Here is an 18,982-nt window from a genome sequence, read left to right on the forward strand (position 1 = left end):
CCCCAGCGGAATCGTGATGCCCGGCGCGATCTCGATACTCGGCTGGATGACGGTGCCCGGCTCCGGCGTCGGCGGCGCGGTGGGCGTCGGACGCGGCGGCGGGGCGGCAGGAACGCCGGCGTAACCACCGATCTCCGTCGGCTTCGGGAACGTCTCGGTATCGGTGCCCTGCAGCGCACCGTCCATCGTCTCTTTCCAGATGTCCGACGGCAGACCCGACCCGTACACCGGGGAACCCCACTGGTTCACCAGCGGCTTGTCGCCGCCCGTGGTGCCCACCCACACCGCCGTCGACAACGACGGGGTGTAGCCGACCATCCACGCGTCCCGGTTGGCACCGGTGTCACCGAGCTGATTGGTGCCCGTCTTGGCCGCAGACGCCCGGCCGCCGGCCAGGTTGTGGCCGTTCGAGTAGCCGGCGATCGGCTGCATCGCGGCAGTCACGTTGTCGGCGACCGCCTTCTCGATGCGCTGCTCACCCTCGGTGTCCTCGCTGTCGGCGTCGAACAACACCTGCCCCTGCGCATTGACCACCTTCTGCACAAAATGCGGCCGGTGGTAGACACCCGAGTCGGCCAGCGTGGCGTACGCCGAAGCCATATCGAGCACCCGGGACTGGTACTGCCCGAGCACCACGCCGTTGTTGGGCGGACCGCCCTGGCCGTCCTCCGACAGGGTGTGCTCGACACCCGGGATGCTCTCGGCGATACCCGCCCGATGCGCGGCATCGGCAACATCGGCGGGGCCGTTGTTGAGCTCCAACATCAGCCGGTAGTAGCTGGTGTTCAGCGACCGCTTCAACGCCTCGGCGATGTTGCAGGTGCCGCAGCTGCCGCCCTCGACGTTGCTGATGTCGATGCCGTTGACCGTCAGCGGCGACGAATCCACCTGGTAACCCAGACCCTTGCCCTGTTCCAGGGCAGCGACCAGCGCAAACACCTTGAACGACGAACCGGTGGGCAAGCCGGCCTGCGCAAAATCGAACCCGTTGGCATCTGATCCGCCGTAGTAGGCCTTCACCGCGCCGGTCTTCGGGTCCACCGACACCACCGCCGCGCGCATGTCGGGCTCCTGACCATCGAGGGTCTCGGTGACCGCCGCTTCGGCGGCGGACTGCGCCTTCGGGTCGATGGTGGTGGTGACCTGCAAGCCCTCGGTGTTGAGCTGCTGTTCGTCGATGTCGAACAGATCCAACAGCTCGGCGATCACCTGGCGCTCGATCAGCCCGTTGGGCCCGGTGGTCTGGTTGGCGGTACTGGCCTGATCCGGCGGGATCGTCGGGGGGAACACCTGCTCGGCCCGATCCTGCGGTGACAACGCCCCGATCTCGACCATGCCGTCGAGCACCCAGTTCCAGCGGTCCGTCGCGCCCTCGAGATCGATGGCCGGGTCCAGCCCGGACGGCCGCTGGATCAGCGCCGCCAACAGCGCGCCCTCGGCCACGGTCAGCTGATCCACCGGTTTGGCGAAGTAGGCCTGAGAGGCCGCCGCCACGCCGTAGGCGCCGCGGCCGAAGTAGATGATGTTCAGATACGACTGCAACACCTGGTCTTTGGACCATTCGCTGGACATCTTGGTCGAGATCACCAGCTCTTTGGCTTTGCGGATCAGCCCTCCCACACCGGAGCGGGCGTCGCCGACCAAAGCGTTCTTGACGTACTGCTGCGTGATCGTCGAACCGCCCTGCAGATCGCCGCCGAACAGGTTGTTCTTGGTGGCGCGCAGGAACCCGGTGAACGAGAAGCCCGGGTTGGAGTAGAAGTCGCGGTCCTCGGCGGCCAGCACCGCGTCCCGGACATGCACCGGGATCTGGTCGATGTTGACGTCGACCCGGTTACCTTCCGGCGGAACGATGCGGGCGAGCTCCGAGCCGTCGCTGGCCAGGATCGTCGACACCTGGTTGGTGCGAATATCACCCGGTTTAGGCACTTCCACGATGAAATAGGCCATACCGAAAGTGACCAACGGCAGCAGGATCAGAACGGCAGCGCACGCGTAGAGACTGCGGCGCACCCATTTCCAGTTGATCTGCGACGGCTTGCGCGGGGGCTTGTCGCCACCGCCGCCGGCCGGACCGCCGGTACGACCGGCCGGTGGCGGAGGGGGCGGCGGCGTGCCGTCCAATGCTGCTTTGACCACGTCGATCGGATCCCGCAGACGCGGATCCGGGGTCGAGTCGCGGACCGGCGGGATGATCGACGTCGGCCGCATATCCGGCGGCACCGCGGCGCGACGCCGCGGCGGGTTCTGAGGCTGGTTCGAGGGCAGTCGGGTTGTCTCCCGCTCATGCCGTCCTGCTGACCCTGGCTGGTTATCAGAAGCTGGACGGTCGTGTGGTCCCGGGCTATTCACTGGCTGTCCGCGCGCCCTTGCGCGCTGCTCGAGTGCGGGGCGCCTTCGGAGACTTCGGCGCGCCCAACACATACGACTTGACCAGATGATTCCAACTGCAAGTGCGGCAAACCTCCACCACGTGTACGGAAAACTCATCGAACTTGGTGGCCAACAGCACCAGCTCCTCGGCGGTACGCGCCGAGCCTGACACCGGGCCCAGATGATCGCCGAAGACCCAGGACACCAATGTCAACTGTTCCTTTCGGCATATCGGGCACATCACCGAACTGGGTTTCCCGTGAAACTTCGCGGCCCGCAGCAGGTAGGGGTTGGCGTCACAGACCTCGGTGACACCTGTGCGACCGGAATACACCTCGGCCAGCAGAGAACGCCGCCGAAGCGCATAGTCCACCACTTGTCGCTGCAGTCGCACGAAACAAGAGTACGTCGGTGATATGAGCACCGGTCGACGATCACCCCGTCACGCCCTGCGTCGAGCTCTTACGATCATCGCGTGGTGACGCGGCAATCAGCAGGTACCCGGGCCAAGGACATCGACCGCAACAACACTTGCGCGGTCCTCGACAGCGCCCTCGCCGACGGCCAACTGTCGATGGAAGAACACCGGCAGCGGGTGGCCGCGGCAACGGCGGCGGCAACCCTGGGCGAACTCGCCGTGCTGGTCGCCGATCTGCAGAACGACAATGCTCCGGTCAAGCTGCCCGACCTGAAGAAACCGCCCTCCGGGCCTGGTCCCGGCCCCGGTCTCGGCTGGGGTCTGCGCGTCGCCGTCGGCGCGGTGTTGGTGCTGCTCGGCATCGGTATCGGCTGGGGGTTGTACGGCAACACCAGCTCGCCGCTGAGCTTCGAGAGCGACCCGGGCGCCAAGGCCGACGGCATCCCGGCCACGGTGCTGACCCCGCCCCGGCAATTGCACTCGCTCGGCGGGCTGACCGGCCTGTTCGAACAGATGCGGCAGAAGTTCGGCGACACCGCCGGATACGACCTCACGATCTTCTCCGACTACGCCTCGTTGGAGCGCCCGGACCCCGCCGAGCCGCGGCGGACCCTGCGCTACTCCTATCGCGGTGGCTGGGGTGACCCGAGCGAGACATCGACGAGCTCCGACGCCCGGGTGGTCGACCTCGGAGCGTTCGATGTGCCGGCGCTGGTCGGGATCATCCGCGGCGCGCCGGAGACGGTGGGGATCGATCCGGGCGAGGTCAAGTCCATCCACGTCAACATCGAGCCCAACGGCGATATGACGGCCCCGCCCGAGGCGATCGAGATCAGCGTCTACGTGTCCCCGCAGTTCGGTAACAGCGGCTACATCGACCTCAACGGCGATCTGACGATCAAGCGGATCGCGCCGGCCCGGCCTTAGTCGCTGGGCGCCTGGCCCCTCGCTGGGCGCGCCTCACGCCGAGATCGACGTTTTGGCGGTTTCTTCCTGCCGTTTTGCGCCCAAACGTGCGTTTGGGCGTCAGTTGAGGTCATCGAGTGGTCGTCCCGATGTAGCGGTGTATATATCGGCGCGATACTATTTCGCGAGGTGTCGAACCGCCGTAACGGTCGAGCAAGGAGGTGATCGGAGGTGTTGGAGCTGGCCATTCTCGGACTCCTGCAGGAATCACCCATGCACGGCTATGAGCTACGTAAGCGGCTCACCGGACTCCTGGGCGCTTTCCGCGCCTTCTCCTACGGTTCGCTGTACCCGGCGCTGCGCCGGATGCAGACCGACGGGCTCATCGTCGAGGATGCGGCTCCGGAGGGAACCATCAAGGTGCGACGGGCTCGCCGCGTCTACCAGCTCACCGACGCCGGACGGCAGCGGTTCACCGAACTCGTCGCCGACACCGGCCCGCAGAACTACACCGACGACGGCTTCGGTGTGCACCTGGCCTTCTTCAACCGCACCCCGGCCGAAGCCAGGATGCGGATTCTGGAGGGGCGCCGTCGCCAGGTGGAAGAGCGCCGCGAAGGCCTACGTGAAGCCGTCACGCGGGCCAGCAGTTCGTTCGATCGGTACACCCGCCAGCTGCACGAGCTCGGGCTGGAGTCCAGCGAACGCGAGGTGAAGTGGCTCAACGAGCTGATCGCCACCGAACGTGGGACACAAGGTCTCACCGATCAACCTTGACAAACACGTCAAACAAGATTTCGAAGTACGGATTGAAGGGAAACGTCCATGACTGAACAGGACATCCGGGTCGCCATCGTCGGCGTCGGCAACTGTGCGTCCTCATTGGTCCAAGGTGTGCAGTACTACAAGGACGCCGATGAGAACTCCACCGTTCCCGGCCTGATGCATGTGAAGTTCGGCCGCTACCACGTCCGGGACGTCAAGTTCGTCGCCGCGTTCGACGTGGACGCCAAGAAGGTCGGCTTCGACCTGTCCGAGGCCATCTTCGCCTCGGAGAACAACACCATCAAGATCGCCGACGTTCCGCCCACCAACGTCACGGTCCAGCGCGGCCCCACCCTCGACGGCATCGGCAAGTACTACGCCGAGACCATCGAGATCTCCGACATCGAGGCCGTCGACGTGGTGAAGGCACTCAAGGACGCCGAGGTGGACGTCCTGGTGTCGTACCTGCCCGTCGGCTCCGAAGAGGCCGACAAGTTCTACGCCCAGTGCGCCATCGACGCCGGCGTGGCCTTTGTCAACGCCCTTCCCGTCTTCATCGCCTCTGACCCGGTGTGGGCCAAGAAGTTCGCCGACGCCGGTGTGCCGATCGTCGGCGACGACATCAAGAGCCAGGTCGGTGCCACCATCACCCACCGCGTGATGGCCAAGCTGTTCGAAGACCGCGGTGTGCAGCTGGACCGCACCATGCAGCTCAACGTCGGCGGCAACATGGACTTCCTGAACATGCTGGAGCGCACCCGGCTGGAGTCGAAGAAGATCTCCAAGACCCAGGCCGTCACCTCCAACCTGCAGCGTGAGTTCAACACCAAGGACGTCCACATCGGCCCGTCCGACCACGTCGGCTGGCTCGACGATCGCAAGTGGGCCTACGTACGCCTGGAAGGCCGCGCCTTCGGTGACGTGCCGCTGAACCTGGAGTACAAGCTCGAGGTGTGGGACTCGCCGAACTCCGCCGGCGTCATCATCGACGCGGTGCGTGCCGCCAAGATCGCCATGGACCGCGGCATCGGTGGCCCCGTCGAAGCAGCCTCGGCCTACCTGATGAAGAGCCCGCCGAAGCAGCTGCCCGACGATGTGGCCCGCGCGCAGCTCGAAACCTACATCGAGGGCTGAACACCTGTCGTTGAGATTGTGTCCACCGTGGAGCCTTGAGCGCTCTTTTCCCGTGTGGACACAATCTCAACGTATATAACAAGTAGGTGGCGCACCCCAACATCTCTGACGGCAACATCACCGATGACGACCTGCCGTCGCTGGACGAATTTGCCCTGCTTCCCGAGAACGCCGAGCAGGCAGGCATCGACAGCCCGCTGCCACCGGTCCAGCGCATCGACACCGGCGCCATCAGCGCGCTGAAGTTCGGCGCCGAACCCCCGCGAGTGCTGTTCCTGCACGGCGGTGGACAGAACGCGCACACCTGGGACACCGTCATCCTCGGCCTCGGCGCACCCGCTCTGGCCGTCGACCTTCCCGGCCACGGCCGCTCGGCCTGGCGCGAGGACGGCGACTACGGACCCAAACGCAGCGCCGAAACACTGATCCCGGTGCTGCGCGAACACGCCCCCTCCCCCACCCTGGTGGTGGGCATGTCACTGGGCGGACTCACCGCACTGCGCATCGCGGCCACCGCCGCCGACCTGGTACCTGAGCTGGTACTCGTCGACGTCACCCCGTCGGCCCCCGCCCGCCACACCGAGATGACCGACGCCCAAAAGGGCACCGTCGCCCTGGTTCAGGGCGACCGCACCTTCCCCAGCTTCGCCGCCATGCTCGACATCACAGTGGCCGCAGCGCCACACCGTGACCGTAAATCCTTGCGGCGCGGCGTGTTCCACAACTCCAAGCGCCTCGACGACGGTACCTGGACCTGGCGCTACGACTCGTTCCGCAACGGTGACGGCTTCGAAGGACTCTGGGACGACGTCCCCGCCATCACCATGCCGACAACCCTGGTCCGTGGCGCGAACTCACACTTTGTCAACGACGCCGACGCCGAGCAATTCGCCCAGGACGCGCCCGGCTTCCAGCGCACCATCATGGTCGCCGACTCCGGTCACTCGGTTCAAAGCGACCAGCCCCACCTGCTGATCGAGATCCTGCGCCGCCTACTCCCCTAGCGGTTTCGGCCTCCAACCGCCCGGCCACACCATTTTGTTGCCGGCTGTTAACCAGTTGATCGACAGCTGCTCGCTCGGCTCCCGTAGTTTCGGCGGGTCCCGGTCGCCAGCCCCGGCCGGTGAATCCGGCCGGAAGGAACCGTATTCATGGCGCTCGTGCCGTTGAATTTGTTTGTCAACCACAACGGGAAGTCCTCGCGGCAACGTGTCACCTGCCGCTACAAATGCGGCGACGCGTGTGCCCACCCCGTTCCCAACACCAGCGACAACGAATACTTCGGTGACGTCGTACGCCAGGTGATGACGCGGCGCTCGATGTTGCGAGCCGGCGGTGTCACCGTGTTGGCGGTAGGCGCCGGATCCGCACTTGCGGCCTGCGCCAGCGGCGAAACACCCACCAGTGCAACCTCTTCCGAGGGCGGTTCAGCGAATGCGGCTCCGCCGGAATCACCGGCCGGAATGCGATTCGACTCGATCGCCCCCAACAGCGAAGACGCTGTCGTGGTCCCCGACGGCTACCGGCAGCAGGTGGTGATCCGCTGGGGCGACCCAGTACTGCCCCAAGCACCGACGTTCGACGTGGCCGCCCAGACCGGTGCCGCCCAGCGCCAACAGTTCGGCTACAACAACGATTTCACCGAACTGCTGCCGATCCCCGGCCAGGACAGCCGGTACCTGATGGTGGTCAACCACGAGTACACCACCGAGATCTACATGTTCCCCGGCTATGACGAGGACAATCCCACCCGCGATCAGTTCGATGTCGGCATCGCGGCTCACGGCATGACGGTCGTCGAGGTGGAACGCCAGGATGGGGCCTTGGTGCCGGTGATGGGCCGCTACAACCGGCGCATCACCGCGGACACCCCGATGACCCTCACCGGGCCCGCTGCCGGCACCGAATTTGTCCGCACCGCAGCCGATCCGACCGGTCGCACCGTTGCCGGCACCCTGAACAACTGTGCCGGTGGGCTCACCCCGTGGGGCACCGTCCTGTCCGGGGAGGAGAATTTCAACCAGTACTTCGGGGTCCCCGATGGGGCGCCCGAGCCCGCTCCCACCGCCGCCGACCAGATGGACCGCTACGGCATCGCCTGGGAACCCAGCGAGCGCAAGTGGGAACGTTTCGACCCACGCTTCGATCTGGCCGCAACCGCCAACGAGGCCAACCGATTCGGCTATATCGTCGAAGTCAATCCGTGGGATCCGGAATCGACACCGGTGAAGCACACCGCCCTGGGCCGCTTCAAGCACGAGGGCGCCACCATTCACGTCACCGACGACGGAACCGTGGTCGCCTACTCCGGCGACGACGAGCGCTTCGACTACATGTACAAGTTCGTCTCCTCGAAAAAGGTTCAGCCGGGTAATGATCCGGCGGCAATCGCGGCGAACATGACGATCCTCGACGAAGGCACGCTGTACGTCGCCAAGCTGTCCAGTGACATCCCGCCCGAGGAGATCGACGGGTCCGGCACGCTGCCGTCGTCGGGCAAGTTCAACGGCACCGGGACCTGGGTACCGCTGCTGCGTTCCGGTCCCGACGGTACGGCCGAATCGCTGGTCTCCGGGCTCACCCCGCAAGAGGTTTCGGTGTTCACCCGATTCGCCGGCGACCGTGCGGGCGCAACCAAGATGGACCGTCCGGAGGATTTCGAGACCAACCCGGTCACCGGCAAGGTCTACGTCGCCCTGACCAACAACAAAGACCGCGGCGCCGACGGCAAACCACTGCCCGATGCCGCCAATCCGCGCCACAACAACAAAAACGGCCAGGTGCTCGAGATCACCGACGACCACGCAGGCACCGACTTCACCTGGGAACTGCTGCTGGTCTGCGGCGACCCCGCCGCCGCCGACACCTACTTCGCCGGATTCGACAAGACCGCCGTGAGCCCCATCACCTGCCCGGACAACGTCACCTTCGACACCCACGGCAACCTGTGGATATCCACCGACAGCACCCGCGCGCTGGACTTCAACGACGGGTTGTACGCAGTGGCCCTCGACGGCGCCAGCCGAGGCGAGACGAAACTGTTCCTCACGGTGCCGATCGGCGCGGAGACATGCGGGCCAGTGGTACGCGACGATCTGGTGCTCGTGGCCGTGCAACACCCCGGTGAAGGTGATGATCACAGCATCGACAACCCGCTCTCCCACTGGCCCGACGGCGGCGACTCCCCCGCCAAGCCGTCGGTGGTGGCGGTGTGGCGGGACGGCGGTGACATCGGCGTGTGACCGCGGGTACCCGTTGCCACGCGGCTAGTTTGGGTGTCATGGCCCAACCCCTGCGCATCGGTGTGCAACTCCAGCCGCAACACTCCCCCGAGTACCGCCACCTCCGGGACGCCGTACGGCGATGTGAGGACATCGGCGTCGACATCGCCTTCAACTGGGATCACTTCTACCCGCTCTACGGCGATCCCGACGGTGCACACTACGAATGCTGGACAATGCTGGCTGCCTGGGCCGAGCAGACCTCACGCATCGAGTTCGGCGCACTGGTCAGCTGCAACTCCTACCGCAACCCGGACCTGCTCGCCGACATGGCGCGCACCGTGGACCACATCAGTGACGGCCGGCTGATCCTCGGGATCGGCTCGGGGTGGAAGCAGAAGGACTACGACGAGTACGGCTACGACTTCGGCACCGCCGGTAGCCGGCTGGACGACCTGGCGACCGCACTGCCGCGGATCCGGACCCGGCTCGACAAGCTCAACCCGGCGCCGACGCGACATATCCCCATCCTGATCGGCGGTCAGGGTGAGAAGAAGACGCTGCGGTTGGTCGCCGAACATGCCGACATCTGGCACGGGTTCACCGACCGCGACACCTACCCGGCCAAGGCCGAGGTGCTGGGGAGGCATTGCGCCACCGTCGGCCGGACGCCGGAGGCCATCGAACGATCCGCCGGGGTGCCGGAGGGCGGTATCGAGAACATGCTCGCCGAAGCGGATGCGCTCGCAGCGCTGGGCGTGACGTTGTTGACCATCGGCGTCAACGGTCCCGACTACGACCTGAGCCCCGCCGAAGCACTCGTCGGCTGGCGCGACCGGCGTGCCAACGGCTGACCGAACGGGCCCGATCTGGACTCCGAATCAGCTGGCAGAACCCGCCAAATGGCCATGAGTTTCCTGTGAACTTCTGACCCATCCCGCCCCTGACGTGCACTGTCAGAAACGAGACGATTAGTCTCGGCAAGATAAATACAGCAAATATGGGGCGGAGCCGTTTCGGGAACGGCAGTATCAGAGGGGTACGCGCTTGTCGGCGCTGACCTGGGGGAGTTGAAATGCCAAAAAAATACGGGGTGAAGGAAAAGGATCTGGTCGTCGGCCATGTCGTCAACCTGATTCTCACCGGGAAACTACGCAGCGGTGATCGCATCGACCGGAACGAGATCGCCCATGCGCTCGGGCTGAGTCGCGTGCCGATCCAGGAGGCAGTGGTGCAGCTCGAGCACGACGGCATCCTGAGCACGCGGTATCACCGTGGGGCCTTCGTCGAACGATTCGACGAGTCCGTGGTTCACGAATATCACGAGATCTACGGAACGCTGAACGCCATCGTCTCGGCGCGAGCGGCCGCCGACCCCGAGTCCCGGGTGATCGACCGGCTCGACGCGGTGATGCCCGCGCTGCGAGGCGCCTTCAACAACCATTCGTTCAACGACGCCGGCTGGGAATACCGGAGGGCGATTTACAGCGAATATGCGGGCCCGCGCCTGCGCGCCAGCATCCTGGCGCTGCAGAGTTTCATCCCACGTGACTTCTGGGGGGTGTACCTCGGCAGTTCCGACGGGCTGCTGGCCCTGTACGAGCAGGAGACCGAGGCCATCCGCACCCATGATGTCGACGGGGCTCGCGGCGCCAACCTCGAGCGCAGCCGGCTGATGGCGCGGGTGATGCTCGACGAGCTGCGACGACGAGGGGTGCTGAGCCGGCCGGCTTTTGCCGTCTGAGGAATCAGCTGAGCTGAACCGCGCGCAGGGTGGGGGCCACGCGCTAGGTTGCTCACGGTGAGGTTCTATGCCGGTCGGCTGACGGTCATCGTCGCATCCATCCTGATCGTGGCAGGTCTGGCGCTGGCGCCACCGGCAGCGGCGGCTGACCAGTGCGCCCCACCGGGCGTCAACTCCGCAAGCGCGCTACCGACAAACCTCGCCGCCGCCACAGGCGGCGGCGAGGACAAATACACCACCGACTCGGTGATCCCGTTGGACACCGTCGACGTCACAACACTGGGTCTGGGCACACCCGGCACCCTGACCGTCGGCACACTCTCGGACGCACCGCCGAGCATCTGCATCAACGCCGCAGGCCAGTTCACCGGGTTCGACAACGAGTTGCTGCGCGCCGTCGCCGACAAACTGGGGTTGCGGATCAACTTCGTCGGCACCGATTTCTCCGGCCTGCTCGCCCAAGTCGCGTCCGGACGCTTCGATGTCGGATCATCGTCGATCACCACCACCGATGCCCGTCGCCAGACCGTGGGTTTCACCAATGGCTACGACTTCGGCTACTTCTCGCTTGTTGTCCCCACCGGGTCACCCATCACCGGATTCTCCGACCTGGCTCCCGGCCAGCGCATCGGCGTCGTGCAGGGCACCGTGCAAGAAGCCTACGTCGTCGACACGCTCGGCCTGGACCCGGTGAAGTTCCCCGACTACAACACCGTCTACGCGAGCCTGCGGACCAAGCAGATCGACGCCTGGGTGGCGCCCTCCCAACAGGCAAGCGGCACTGTGCGTCCCGGCGATCCTGCCGTGATCATCGAAAACACCTTCAGCCTGGACAACTTCGTTGCCTGGGCCGTCGCCTCCGGGAACCGCCCACTGATCGACGCGCTGAACTCCGGGCTGGACGCGGTGATCGCCGACGGTACCTGGGCGCGGCTGTACGCCGACTGGGTACCACGGGCAGTTCCGCCCGGATGGAAACCGGGATCCAAAGCGGCGCCGGCGCCCCAGCTCCCGGACTTCGCGGCGATCGCCGCCCCGCACCAGCAGGGTGAGCAGGCCCCGGCAGCGGCCGAACCGAAATCGACGCTGTCCCAGCTCGGTGACGCCTTCTTCTCCTGGGAGCTCTACAAGCAGGCCATCCCCGACCTGTTCAAGACCGGGCTGCCCAACACCTTGATCCTGACCGTCAGCGCCGCCGTGATCGGTCTGGTACTCGGGCTCGCGCTGGCAGTCGCCGGGATCTCGCGGACACGTTGGTTGCGCTGGCCGGCAAGGGTTTACACCGATATCTTCCGAGGCCTGCCCGAAGTGGTGATCATCCTGATCATCGGGCTCGGCTTCGGCCCGGTGGTGGGCGGGCTCACCGGCAACAACCCCTACCCGCTCGGGATCGCCGCCCTGGGTCTGATGGCCGCCGCCTACGTCGGGGAGATCCTGCGATCCGGCATTCAATCCGTGGAAGCCGGCCAGATGGAAGCCTCTCGGGCCCTCGGGTTCAGTTACTCGTCGTCGATGCAACTGGTGGTGATTCCGCAAGGAATCCGGCGCGTGCTGCCGGCCCTGGTCAACCAGTTCATCTCACTGCTGAAAGCCTCCTCGCTGGTGTACTTCCTGGGCCTGATCGCCAGCCAGCGCGAACTGTTCCAGGTGGGCCGAGATCTCAACGCGCAGACCGGAAGCCTCTCGCCGCTGGTGGCGGCCGGGCTGTTCTACCTGGCACTGACGATTCCGCTGACACACCTGGTGAATTACATCGACGCCAGGCTGCGGCGCGGTCGACCGGCATCCGAAGAACCCCTGAACCCGACGACCGCTCCGGAGATAGTCTGATGTCCGCTGAACCAGTGGCCCTGCAGGCCAAGGATATTCACCTTGCCTTCGGCCCCAACGCGGTGCTCCGCGGGGTCGATATGGAAGTGCCTGCGGGCACCACCACAGCTGTCATCGGCCCGTCGGGGTCGGGCAAGTCGACCTTGCTGCGCACGCTCAACCGGCTCTACGAACCCGACCGCGGTGACATCCTGCTCGACGGCCGATCGGTACTCGCCGACGATCCCGACCACCTCCGCCAGCGAATCGGCATGGTGTTCCAGCAGTTCAACCTGTTTCCGCACCGCAGTGTGATCGACAATGTCACACTGGCGCCACGCAAGCTCAAGAAGATGTCCGCCGAAGCGGCCCGCGAGCTGGCGCTCGGCCAACTCGAGCGGGTCGGGTTGCGGCACAAAGCCGAAGTGCGGCCCACCACCTTGTCCGGCGGCCAGCAGCAGCGCGTCGCCATCGCCCGGGCCCTCGCGATGTCACCTCAGGTGATGTTCTTCGACGAGGCGACCTCCGCGCTGGACCCCGAACTGGTCAAGGGCATCCTCGCGCTGATCGCCGACCTGGGTGCCGACGGGATGACAATGGTGGTCGTCACTCATGAGATGGGGTTTGCGCGGTCAGCCGCCGACAATGTGGTGTTCATGGATCACGGCGCCGTGGTCGAGGCCGGCCCGCCGGATCAGCTGTTCGAGGCGGCCGAGACCGATCGCCTCCAACGCTTCCTGTCACAAGTGCTGTAGCTTTCCCGGATCTGCCTCGCTCCCGGAGATTGACAGCCGCTGACAGGTTAGACTAGCGAACTATGACGGAGACCGAAGGCGTCGTCACTGACGTAGCGGACGTGAACGACCTTGCCCAAGGTCTGCACCGCGCGTTGTCGAAGCTGTTCACCGTCCTGCGCCGGGGAGACAAGGTCGCCGCCACCCCGGCCGACGATCTGACACTGGCCCAGCTGTCCATCCTCGTCACGCTCCTCGACCAAGGCCCGATGCGGATGACCGAACTCGCCACCCACGAGAAGGTGCGAACCCCCACCACCACCGTGGCGATTCGACGGCTCGAGAAGCTGGACCTCGTGAAACGCACCCGCGACCCATCGGACCTGCGCGCCGTACTGGTCGAGATCACCCCGAAAGGTCACGCCGAACACCGCGAGGCGCTGAGCAACCGCTGCGCGGCGCTGGCAGCACTGCTGCAGGGCCTCGACGTCGAGGAACTCGGCACACTCCAGCGCGCCCTGCAGCCGCTGGAAAAGCTGGCCACCCAGAAAGCCTGATCAACCGAGCCAATCCAGCACCGCCGCCGCCGTCCACGACTGCTGCATGCTCCCCAGCGGCTCCCCGGTGAACGGCTCGTAGTACTCGGCGAACGTGCCATCGCTGGCTTGACGTAATCCCTCGCGGCGCAACGTATTCGAGCGCTCTGCCCATCCGCGTCGAGCAAAGCACCACGAGAACAGCCACGTCAGCACCGGCCACACCGGACCCCGCCAATACTCCCGCGGCCGGAAGTCACGCGAAACCGGTGACGTCGACGGAATCAACGGATACTTCAGGTCGGGGTGGCCACAGAACCGCGGTCCTTCGAGCAACCGCAGCAGCGCCCGTTCCTTGTCATGCGGCAATCCGCCGCACAGCAGCGGAGCAAACTGCGCTGCCGTCTCGGTGGCCACCCAGCGCCCCTCGCGAACGTCGTAATCCCTTGCCGCACCGGTTCTCTGGTCCGTCGTCTCGATGACACCCGCACGGAACCGGTCAGCCCACGCGTACAGATCCCGAACATCGGCATGCGGCCGCTTGTAGTCCTCGCCGATCTCGGCCAGGACCGTGCAGGCGACCGAGAAGATCGCGGAGACGAAGACGTCCTCGACGGCAAAGCTCATCGTCTTCGAGAGCAGGGCATCGTCGTAGCGGGCCGCTTTCATCTCTTCCAGCAGCCACAGATAGCGGTCATATTCATCGTCCGACGGCCGTTGGGTGGAGTCGGTGTTGATCTTGTTGTCTTCACGCTGATACTCCGGAACCACACCGGGAATGACGTTGGCGTACGCCCCATCCCAGCGTGGTGAATTGTCCATGCCGGACTCCCAGCCGTGGTACAGCGTGATCCGGCCGTGCTGTTCCTGGTCGCGGGCCTCGGCCAGCCAGCGGTGCCAGCGCACCAGATCACCCCACCGCCGATCCAGGAATGCCTCGGCGACCGCCCGGGTGGAACGACCCCGGGCGCGCGCATGATCGAGGATCCGCTGCACGGCGATCGCATGCACGGGCGGCTGCGTGATACCCGAGGTGTGCCGCAGCCGCGGAGCGTCGGCGGTCAGCGCCGAACACGCCCAGCGCGCCGGACCGGGGAAGTAGCCGTCGACACCGTTGGCAAAAACAATGTGCGGGATCATGCCGTTGCCCCACTGGGCCGACAACAAGGTGTCGAGTTCGACCACCGCACGTTCAACCGACAGCGGCGCCAGCCCGACAGCCACAAACGCCGCATCCCAGCTCCACATATGCGGATAGAGCAGCGGCGCAGCCGTCGTCATCACCCCGAGGTCATTGCCGCGCAGGAGATAGGCGGCGCGGGCCGCGAGCTGCGTCGGCGCAAAACTGGGATCGGGAGCCACGCGACCATTCTGCGACCCGCAGCGCCGGTCCGCTCGCCGGAGTCCCTGCATTAGGGTTTTGACCCATGCCAACCGCGCTCATCACCGGCGCCTCCCGGGGCCTCGGGGCCGCCATCGCCGACGCCCTCGCCCCCACCCACACCCTGTTGCTGGCCGGCCGGCCGTCGGCGGAGCTGGACGCCGTCGCCGACAAGCACGGGGCGACCACCTGGCCGCTGGACCTCACCGACCCCACCTCCGTCGAGGCCAGCAGCGAAGTGCTCACCGAACTGGACGTGCTGGTGCACAATGCCGGCGTGATGTACCCGGGCCGGGTCGGTGAATCCAGCGTGGAAGAGTGGCAGGCCACCTTCGAGGTCAACGTCATCGGGGCCGTCGCCCTGACACTGGCGCTGCTGCCGGCACTGCGCGCCGCACCGGGGCGGGTGATCTTCATCAACTCCGGCTCGGGACGCAACGTGTCCACGGGGATGGCGGCGTACTCGGCGAGCAAGTTCGCGCTACGCGCGTTTGCCGACTCGCTGCGCGCCGACGAACCCGCCCTCCGGGTCACCTCGATCCACCCGGGCCGCATCGACACCGATATGCAGCGCGACCTGGTCGCCTACGACGGCGGCGACTACAACCCGTCAGCATTCCTGAGACCGGAGACCGTCGCCGCCGTCGTCGCGCAGGCCGCCACCACCCCGCCCGAGGCGCACCTGCACGAAATAGTGCTCAGACCGCGCTAGACCACCAGGTTGACCAGCCGGCCCGGCACCACGATCACCTTCTTGGGTGCCGCGCCGGCCAGGAACGCCTGCACCTTCTCATCGGCGAGGGCCAGCGATTCGACAGAGCCCTTGTCCGCGGCGGCCGGCACCGTGATGTGGCCGCGGACCTTGCCGTTGACCTGCACCGGGTACTCGACGGTGTCGTCGACGAGATAGCTCGGGTCGGCCACCGGGAAGGGGCCGTGAGCCAGCGAGGTGTCGAAGCCGAAACGCAGCCACAGCTCCTCGGCCAGGTGCGGCGCCAACGGGGCGGTCATCAGCACCAGCGGCTCCAGCGCGGCCCGGGCGGTGACTCCCGCCTTGGTGAGGAAGTTGGTGTACTCGATCAACTTGGCCGCCGCGGTGTTGTTGCGCAGGTGGGCGTAGTCGTCGGAAACCCCGTCGATGGTGCGGTGCAGAATCCGCAACGTCGCCTCGTCGAGCGTGTCATCGCTGAACCTGGACTCGCCCGTCGCTTCGTCCACCACCAGTCGCCACACCCGCTGCAGGAACCGGTGTGCGCCGACAACATCCTTGGTCGCCCACGGTCGCGACGCCTCCAACGGACCCATCGACATCTCGTAGACCCGCAAGGTGTCCGCGCCATAGTTGTCACAGATCTCGTCCGGCGAGACCGAGTTCTTCAGGCTCTTGCCGATCTTGCCGAACTCCTGGTTGACCGCTTGCTCCTGACCGTCCGGGCCCGTCCAGAAGAACTTGCCGTCCCGCTCGACCACCTCGGCGGCGGGCACATAGGAGCCCCGGGCGTCGGTGTAGGCAAAGGCCTGGATGTATCCCTGGTTGACCAATCTGCGGTACGGCTCGCTCGAGGAGACATGACCCAGGTCGAAGAGCACCTTGTGCCAGAAGCGCGAATACAGCAGGTGCAGCACGGCGTGCTCCACACCGCCGACGTAGAGATCCACTCCCCCGGGATCGTCCGGACCGTGCTCGGCCGGCCGCGGACCCATCCAGTACGCCTCGTTCTCCTTGGCGCACAATGCATCCGGGTTGTGCGGGTCGGTGTAGCGCAGCTCGTACCAGGAGCTGCCGGCCCACTGCGGCATCACGTTGGTGTCTCGGGTGTACGGCGCCAGCCCGTCACCGAGGTCCAGTTCGATGTTGACCCAGTCGGTGGCCTTCGCCAACGGCGGCGACGGTTCGCTGTCCGCATCCTCGGGGTCGAACATCACCGGTGAATAGTCCGGGATATCCGGAAGTTCCACCGGCAGCGACGATTCCGGTACGGCATGCGCACGACCGTCGGCGTCGTAGACGATGGGGAACGGCTCACCCCAGTACCGCTGCCGGGCAAAAAGCCAGTCCCGTAGCTTGAACTCGATGCGACCCTGGCCGCGGCCGTCGGCCTCCAGGCGGGCGGTGACAGCCTCCTTGGCCGACGCCACGTCCATCCCGTCGAGGTAGCCGGAGTTCACCATCACACCGTCTCCGGAGTACGCAGATTCCGAGATATCGCCGCCGGCAACCACTTCCACGATCGGCAGGCCGAACTCGGTGGCAAAGTCCCAGTCCCGCTGGTCGCCGCCGGGCACCGCCATGATGGCGCCGGTGCCGTAACCGGCCAGCACATAGTCGGCGATGAAGATCGGCACCTGCGCGCCGTTGACCGGGTTCACGGCATAGGCCCCGAGGAACACCCCGGTTTTGGCCTTGTTCTCCTGGCGCTCCAGATCCGACTTCGCCGCGATGGCCGCGCGGTAGCCCGCCACCCCGGCAGCGGGATCGGCGGCGCCGTAGGTCCAGCGGGCGTCGACACCGGCCGGCCAGACCTCGGCCACCAGCGCGTCCACCAACTCATGTTCGGGCGCCAGCACCAGATATGTGGCGCCGAACAAGGTGTCGGGCCGGGTGGTGAACACCCCGATGTCGCCGGCGGCCGAGCCAAAGGCGACCGATGCGCCCACCGAACGGCCGATCCAGTTGCGCTGCATCGCCTTGACCTTGTCCGGCCAATCCAGGTTGTCGAGATCGTCGAGCAACCGATCCGAATAGGCGGTGATCCGCATCATCCACTGGCGCAGCCGTTTCCGGAACACCGGGAAATTGCCGCGGTCACTGCGACCGTCAGAGGTGACTTCCTCGTTGGCCAGCACCGTACCCAGCCCGGGACACCAGTTGACCATCGAATCGGCGTGGTAGACCAGCCGGTAGGAGTCGACGACCTCGGCGCGCTGCGCCTTCGACAACTCAGACCACTGCCGACCGTCATCGAGTGTTTTTGCGCCAGAATCAAATTCGGCGATCAGCTCATCGATTCGGCGGGCCCGGTTGGCGTCGGGATCGAACCAGGCGTTGAAGATCTGCAGGAAGATCCACTGCGTCCACTTGTAGAAGTCGACATCGGTGGTGGCGAAGCTCCTCCGCGAATCGTGACCCAACCCCAACCGACCCAGCTGGCGGCGGAAGTTGACGATATTGGCCTCGGTCCGGATCCGCGGATGAGTACCCGTCTGCACGGCGTACTGCTCGGCCGGCAACCCGAACGCGTCGAACCCCAGCGCGTGCAGCACGTTGCGGCCCTGCATGCGGTAGTACCGCGCGTAGACGTCGGTGGCGATGTATCCCAGCGGGTGACCGACATGCAGCCCGTCACCGGACGGGTACGGGAACATGTCCTGGACAAACATCTTGTCGGCCGGCACCGCGGCACCGTCGGCCGGAGCCAGCGACCCCACCGGGTTCGGCACGTGGAAGGTGCCCCGCTGCTCCCAGTTCAGCTGCCAGGTCTGCTCGATCCGGCCGGCCAGCTCCGCCGAGTAGCGGAAGGCAGGGGTGTCAGCGTCGGCTGCAGGAGTCGGGGAGTCGGTCACGCAGACAGGGTATAAGGCCTGCACCGGGGGCCAAAAACAGCGGCCACCCGCCCCGCGGCGGTCACGGCTTCGTCTCGGTTCCATTGCGGACACATCAGTAGTTGGTCCCAGCTCGGTTCCAGCTGCTCCGCACCCCTGGAGAAGCCGGCCGAACCCTGGATACAGTCGGCCCCTGACCTGGGCTGGCGAGCGTGATTCTCACGACGACACCCCACCTACGCTGGAGAGGAACGCGTGGCCATGTTCGACAAACTCCCGGCTCGGGTGCTCATGGGTGGTGCCGCCGCAGGTATCGCCGGGATGCTCGTCCTGGCCGGGACCGCTACGGCGGAGCCCACGCTGCCGGCGCCGCCGGCCCCGGCTCCGATGGTCGATCAGTCCGGCGTCGGCCCCGTAC

The 18,982-nt window shown here is 66.1% G+C and carries 15 protein-coding genes; 11 read left to right on the plus strand and 4 right to left on the minus strand.

Going from position 1 to position 18,982, the window contains the following annotated elements; all coding sequences use genetic code 11:
• On the minus strand, positions 1–2,211 hold a 2,211-nt coding region (locus tag WBB07_RS25990), incomplete at its 3' end, for a transglycosylase domain-containing protein (protein WP_526312019.1).
• Between the two features lie 133 nt (positions 2,212–2,344).
• Positions 2,345–2,767 carry a DUF5318 family protein gene (locus WBB07_RS25995; protein ID WP_526312021.1) on the minus strand — a complete coding sequence of 141 codons (423 nt, stop codon included), beginning with the start codon at positions 2,765–2,767 and terminating at the stop codon, positions 2,345–2,347.
• Positions 2,768–2,848: 81 nt separating this feature from the next.
• Between WBB07_RS25995 and WBB07_RS26000 the strand changes: the two genes are divergently transcribed.
• From WBB07_RS26000 to WBB07_RS26045, 10 genes are all read left to right on the plus strand, one after another.
• Positions 2,849–3,718 (plus strand): DUF1707 domain-containing protein, encoded by an 870-nt coding sequence (locus WBB07_RS26000; protein ID WP_526312023.1) that lies wholly within the window; start codon positions 2,849–2,851, stop codon positions 3,716–3,718.
• Positions 3,719–3,928: 210 nt separating this feature from the next.
• The gene (locus tag WBB07_RS26005) at positions 3,929–4,474 is read left to right on the plus strand and encodes a PadR family transcriptional regulator (protein ID WP_526312025.1); all 546 of its coding nucleotides are present in this window, start codon (positions 3,929–3,931) and stop codon (positions 4,472–4,474) included.
• 48 nt (positions 4,475–4,522) lie between these two features.
• Positions 4,523–5,596, plus strand: coding sequence for an inositol-3-phosphate synthase (locus WBB07_RS26010; protein ID WP_526312027.1), 1,074 nt, complete (start codon positions 4,523–4,525; stop codon positions 5,594–5,596).
• Positions 5,597–5,682: 86 nt separating this feature from the next.
• The gene (locus WBB07_RS26015; protein ID WP_526312029.1) at positions 5,683–6,600 is read left to right on the plus strand and encodes an Rv0045c family esterase; all 918 of its coding nucleotides are present in this window, start codon (positions 5,683–5,685) and stop codon (positions 6,598–6,600) included.
• 147 nt (positions 6,601–6,747) lie between these two features.
• On the plus strand, positions 6,748–8,838 hold the full coding sequence (locus tag WBB07_RS26020) for a PhoX family protein (RefSeq protein ID WP_526312031.1): 2,091 nt from the start codon (positions 6,748–6,750) through the stop codon (positions 8,836–8,838).
• 38 nt (positions 8,839–8,876) lie between these two features.
• Positions 8,877–9,671, plus strand: a complete 795-nt coding sequence (locus WBB07_RS26025) for an LLM class F420-dependent oxidoreductase (RefSeq protein WP_526312033.1) — start codon at positions 8,877–8,879, stop codon at positions 9,669–9,671.
• A 221-nt stretch (positions 9,672–9,892) separates the two neighbouring features.
• Positions 9,893–10,561 carry a GntR family transcriptional regulator gene (locus tag WBB07_RS26030; protein ID WP_526312035.1) on the plus strand — a complete coding sequence of 223 codons (669 nt, stop codon included), beginning with the start codon at positions 9,893–9,895 and terminating at the stop codon, positions 10,559–10,561.
• A gap of 87 nt (positions 10,562–10,648) precedes the next feature.
• Entirely contained in the window at positions 10,649–12,391 is a 1,743-nt protein-coding gene (locus WBB07_RS26035) for an ABC transporter substrate-binding protein/permease (RefSeq protein WP_526312047.1), read from the plus strand.
• Positions 12,391–13,125, plus strand: coding sequence for an amino acid ABC transporter ATP-binding protein (locus tag WBB07_RS26040; RefSeq protein WP_526312037.1), 735 nt, complete (start codon positions 12,391–12,393; stop codon positions 13,123–13,125). Before WBB07_RS26035 ends, WBB07_RS26040 begins: the two co-directional genes overlap by 1 nt.
• Positions 13,126–13,187: 62 nt before the next feature.
• Complete coding sequence (locus WBB07_RS26045) at positions 13,188–13,661, plus strand: MarR family winged helix-turn-helix transcriptional regulator (protein WP_526312039.1); 474 nt, start codon at positions 13,188–13,190, stop codon at positions 13,659–13,661.
• Here the strand turns inward: WBB07_RS26045 and ggh are convergent, their stop codons facing one another.
• Positions 13,662–15,002 carry a glucosylglycerate hydrolase gene (gene ggh, locus WBB07_RS26050; protein WP_526312041.1) on the minus strand — a complete coding sequence of 447 codons (1,341 nt, stop codon included), beginning with the start codon at positions 15,000–15,002 and terminating at the stop codon, positions 13,662–13,664. It lies immediately after the preceding gene.
• Positions 15,003–15,067: 65 nt separating this feature from the next.
• On the opposite strand from ggh, the gene WBB07_RS26055 reads away from it, so the two are divergent.
• A complete protein-coding gene (locus WBB07_RS26055) occupies positions 15,068–15,733 on the plus strand; it encodes an SDR family oxidoreductase (RefSeq protein WP_526312043.1) in 666 nt (221 codons plus the stop codon).
• Here WBB07_RS26055 and leuS read toward each other — a convergent pair.
• Positions 15,730–18,585 (minus strand): leucine--tRNA ligase, encoded by a 2,856-nt coding sequence (gene leuS / locus WBB07_RS26060; RefSeq protein ID WP_526312045.1) that lies wholly within the window; start codon positions 18,583–18,585, stop codon positions 15,730–15,732. The genes WBB07_RS26055 and leuS overlap by 4 nt on opposite strands.
• Between the last annotated feature and the right edge of the window lie 397 nt (positions 18,586–18,982).

Origin of the sequence: Mycobacterium sp., assembly GCF_049647605.1 — a bacterium.
In the GTDB taxonomy this organism is placed as follows: Bacteria; Actinomycetota; Actinomycetes; order Mycobacteriales; family Mycobacteriaceae; genus Mycobacterium.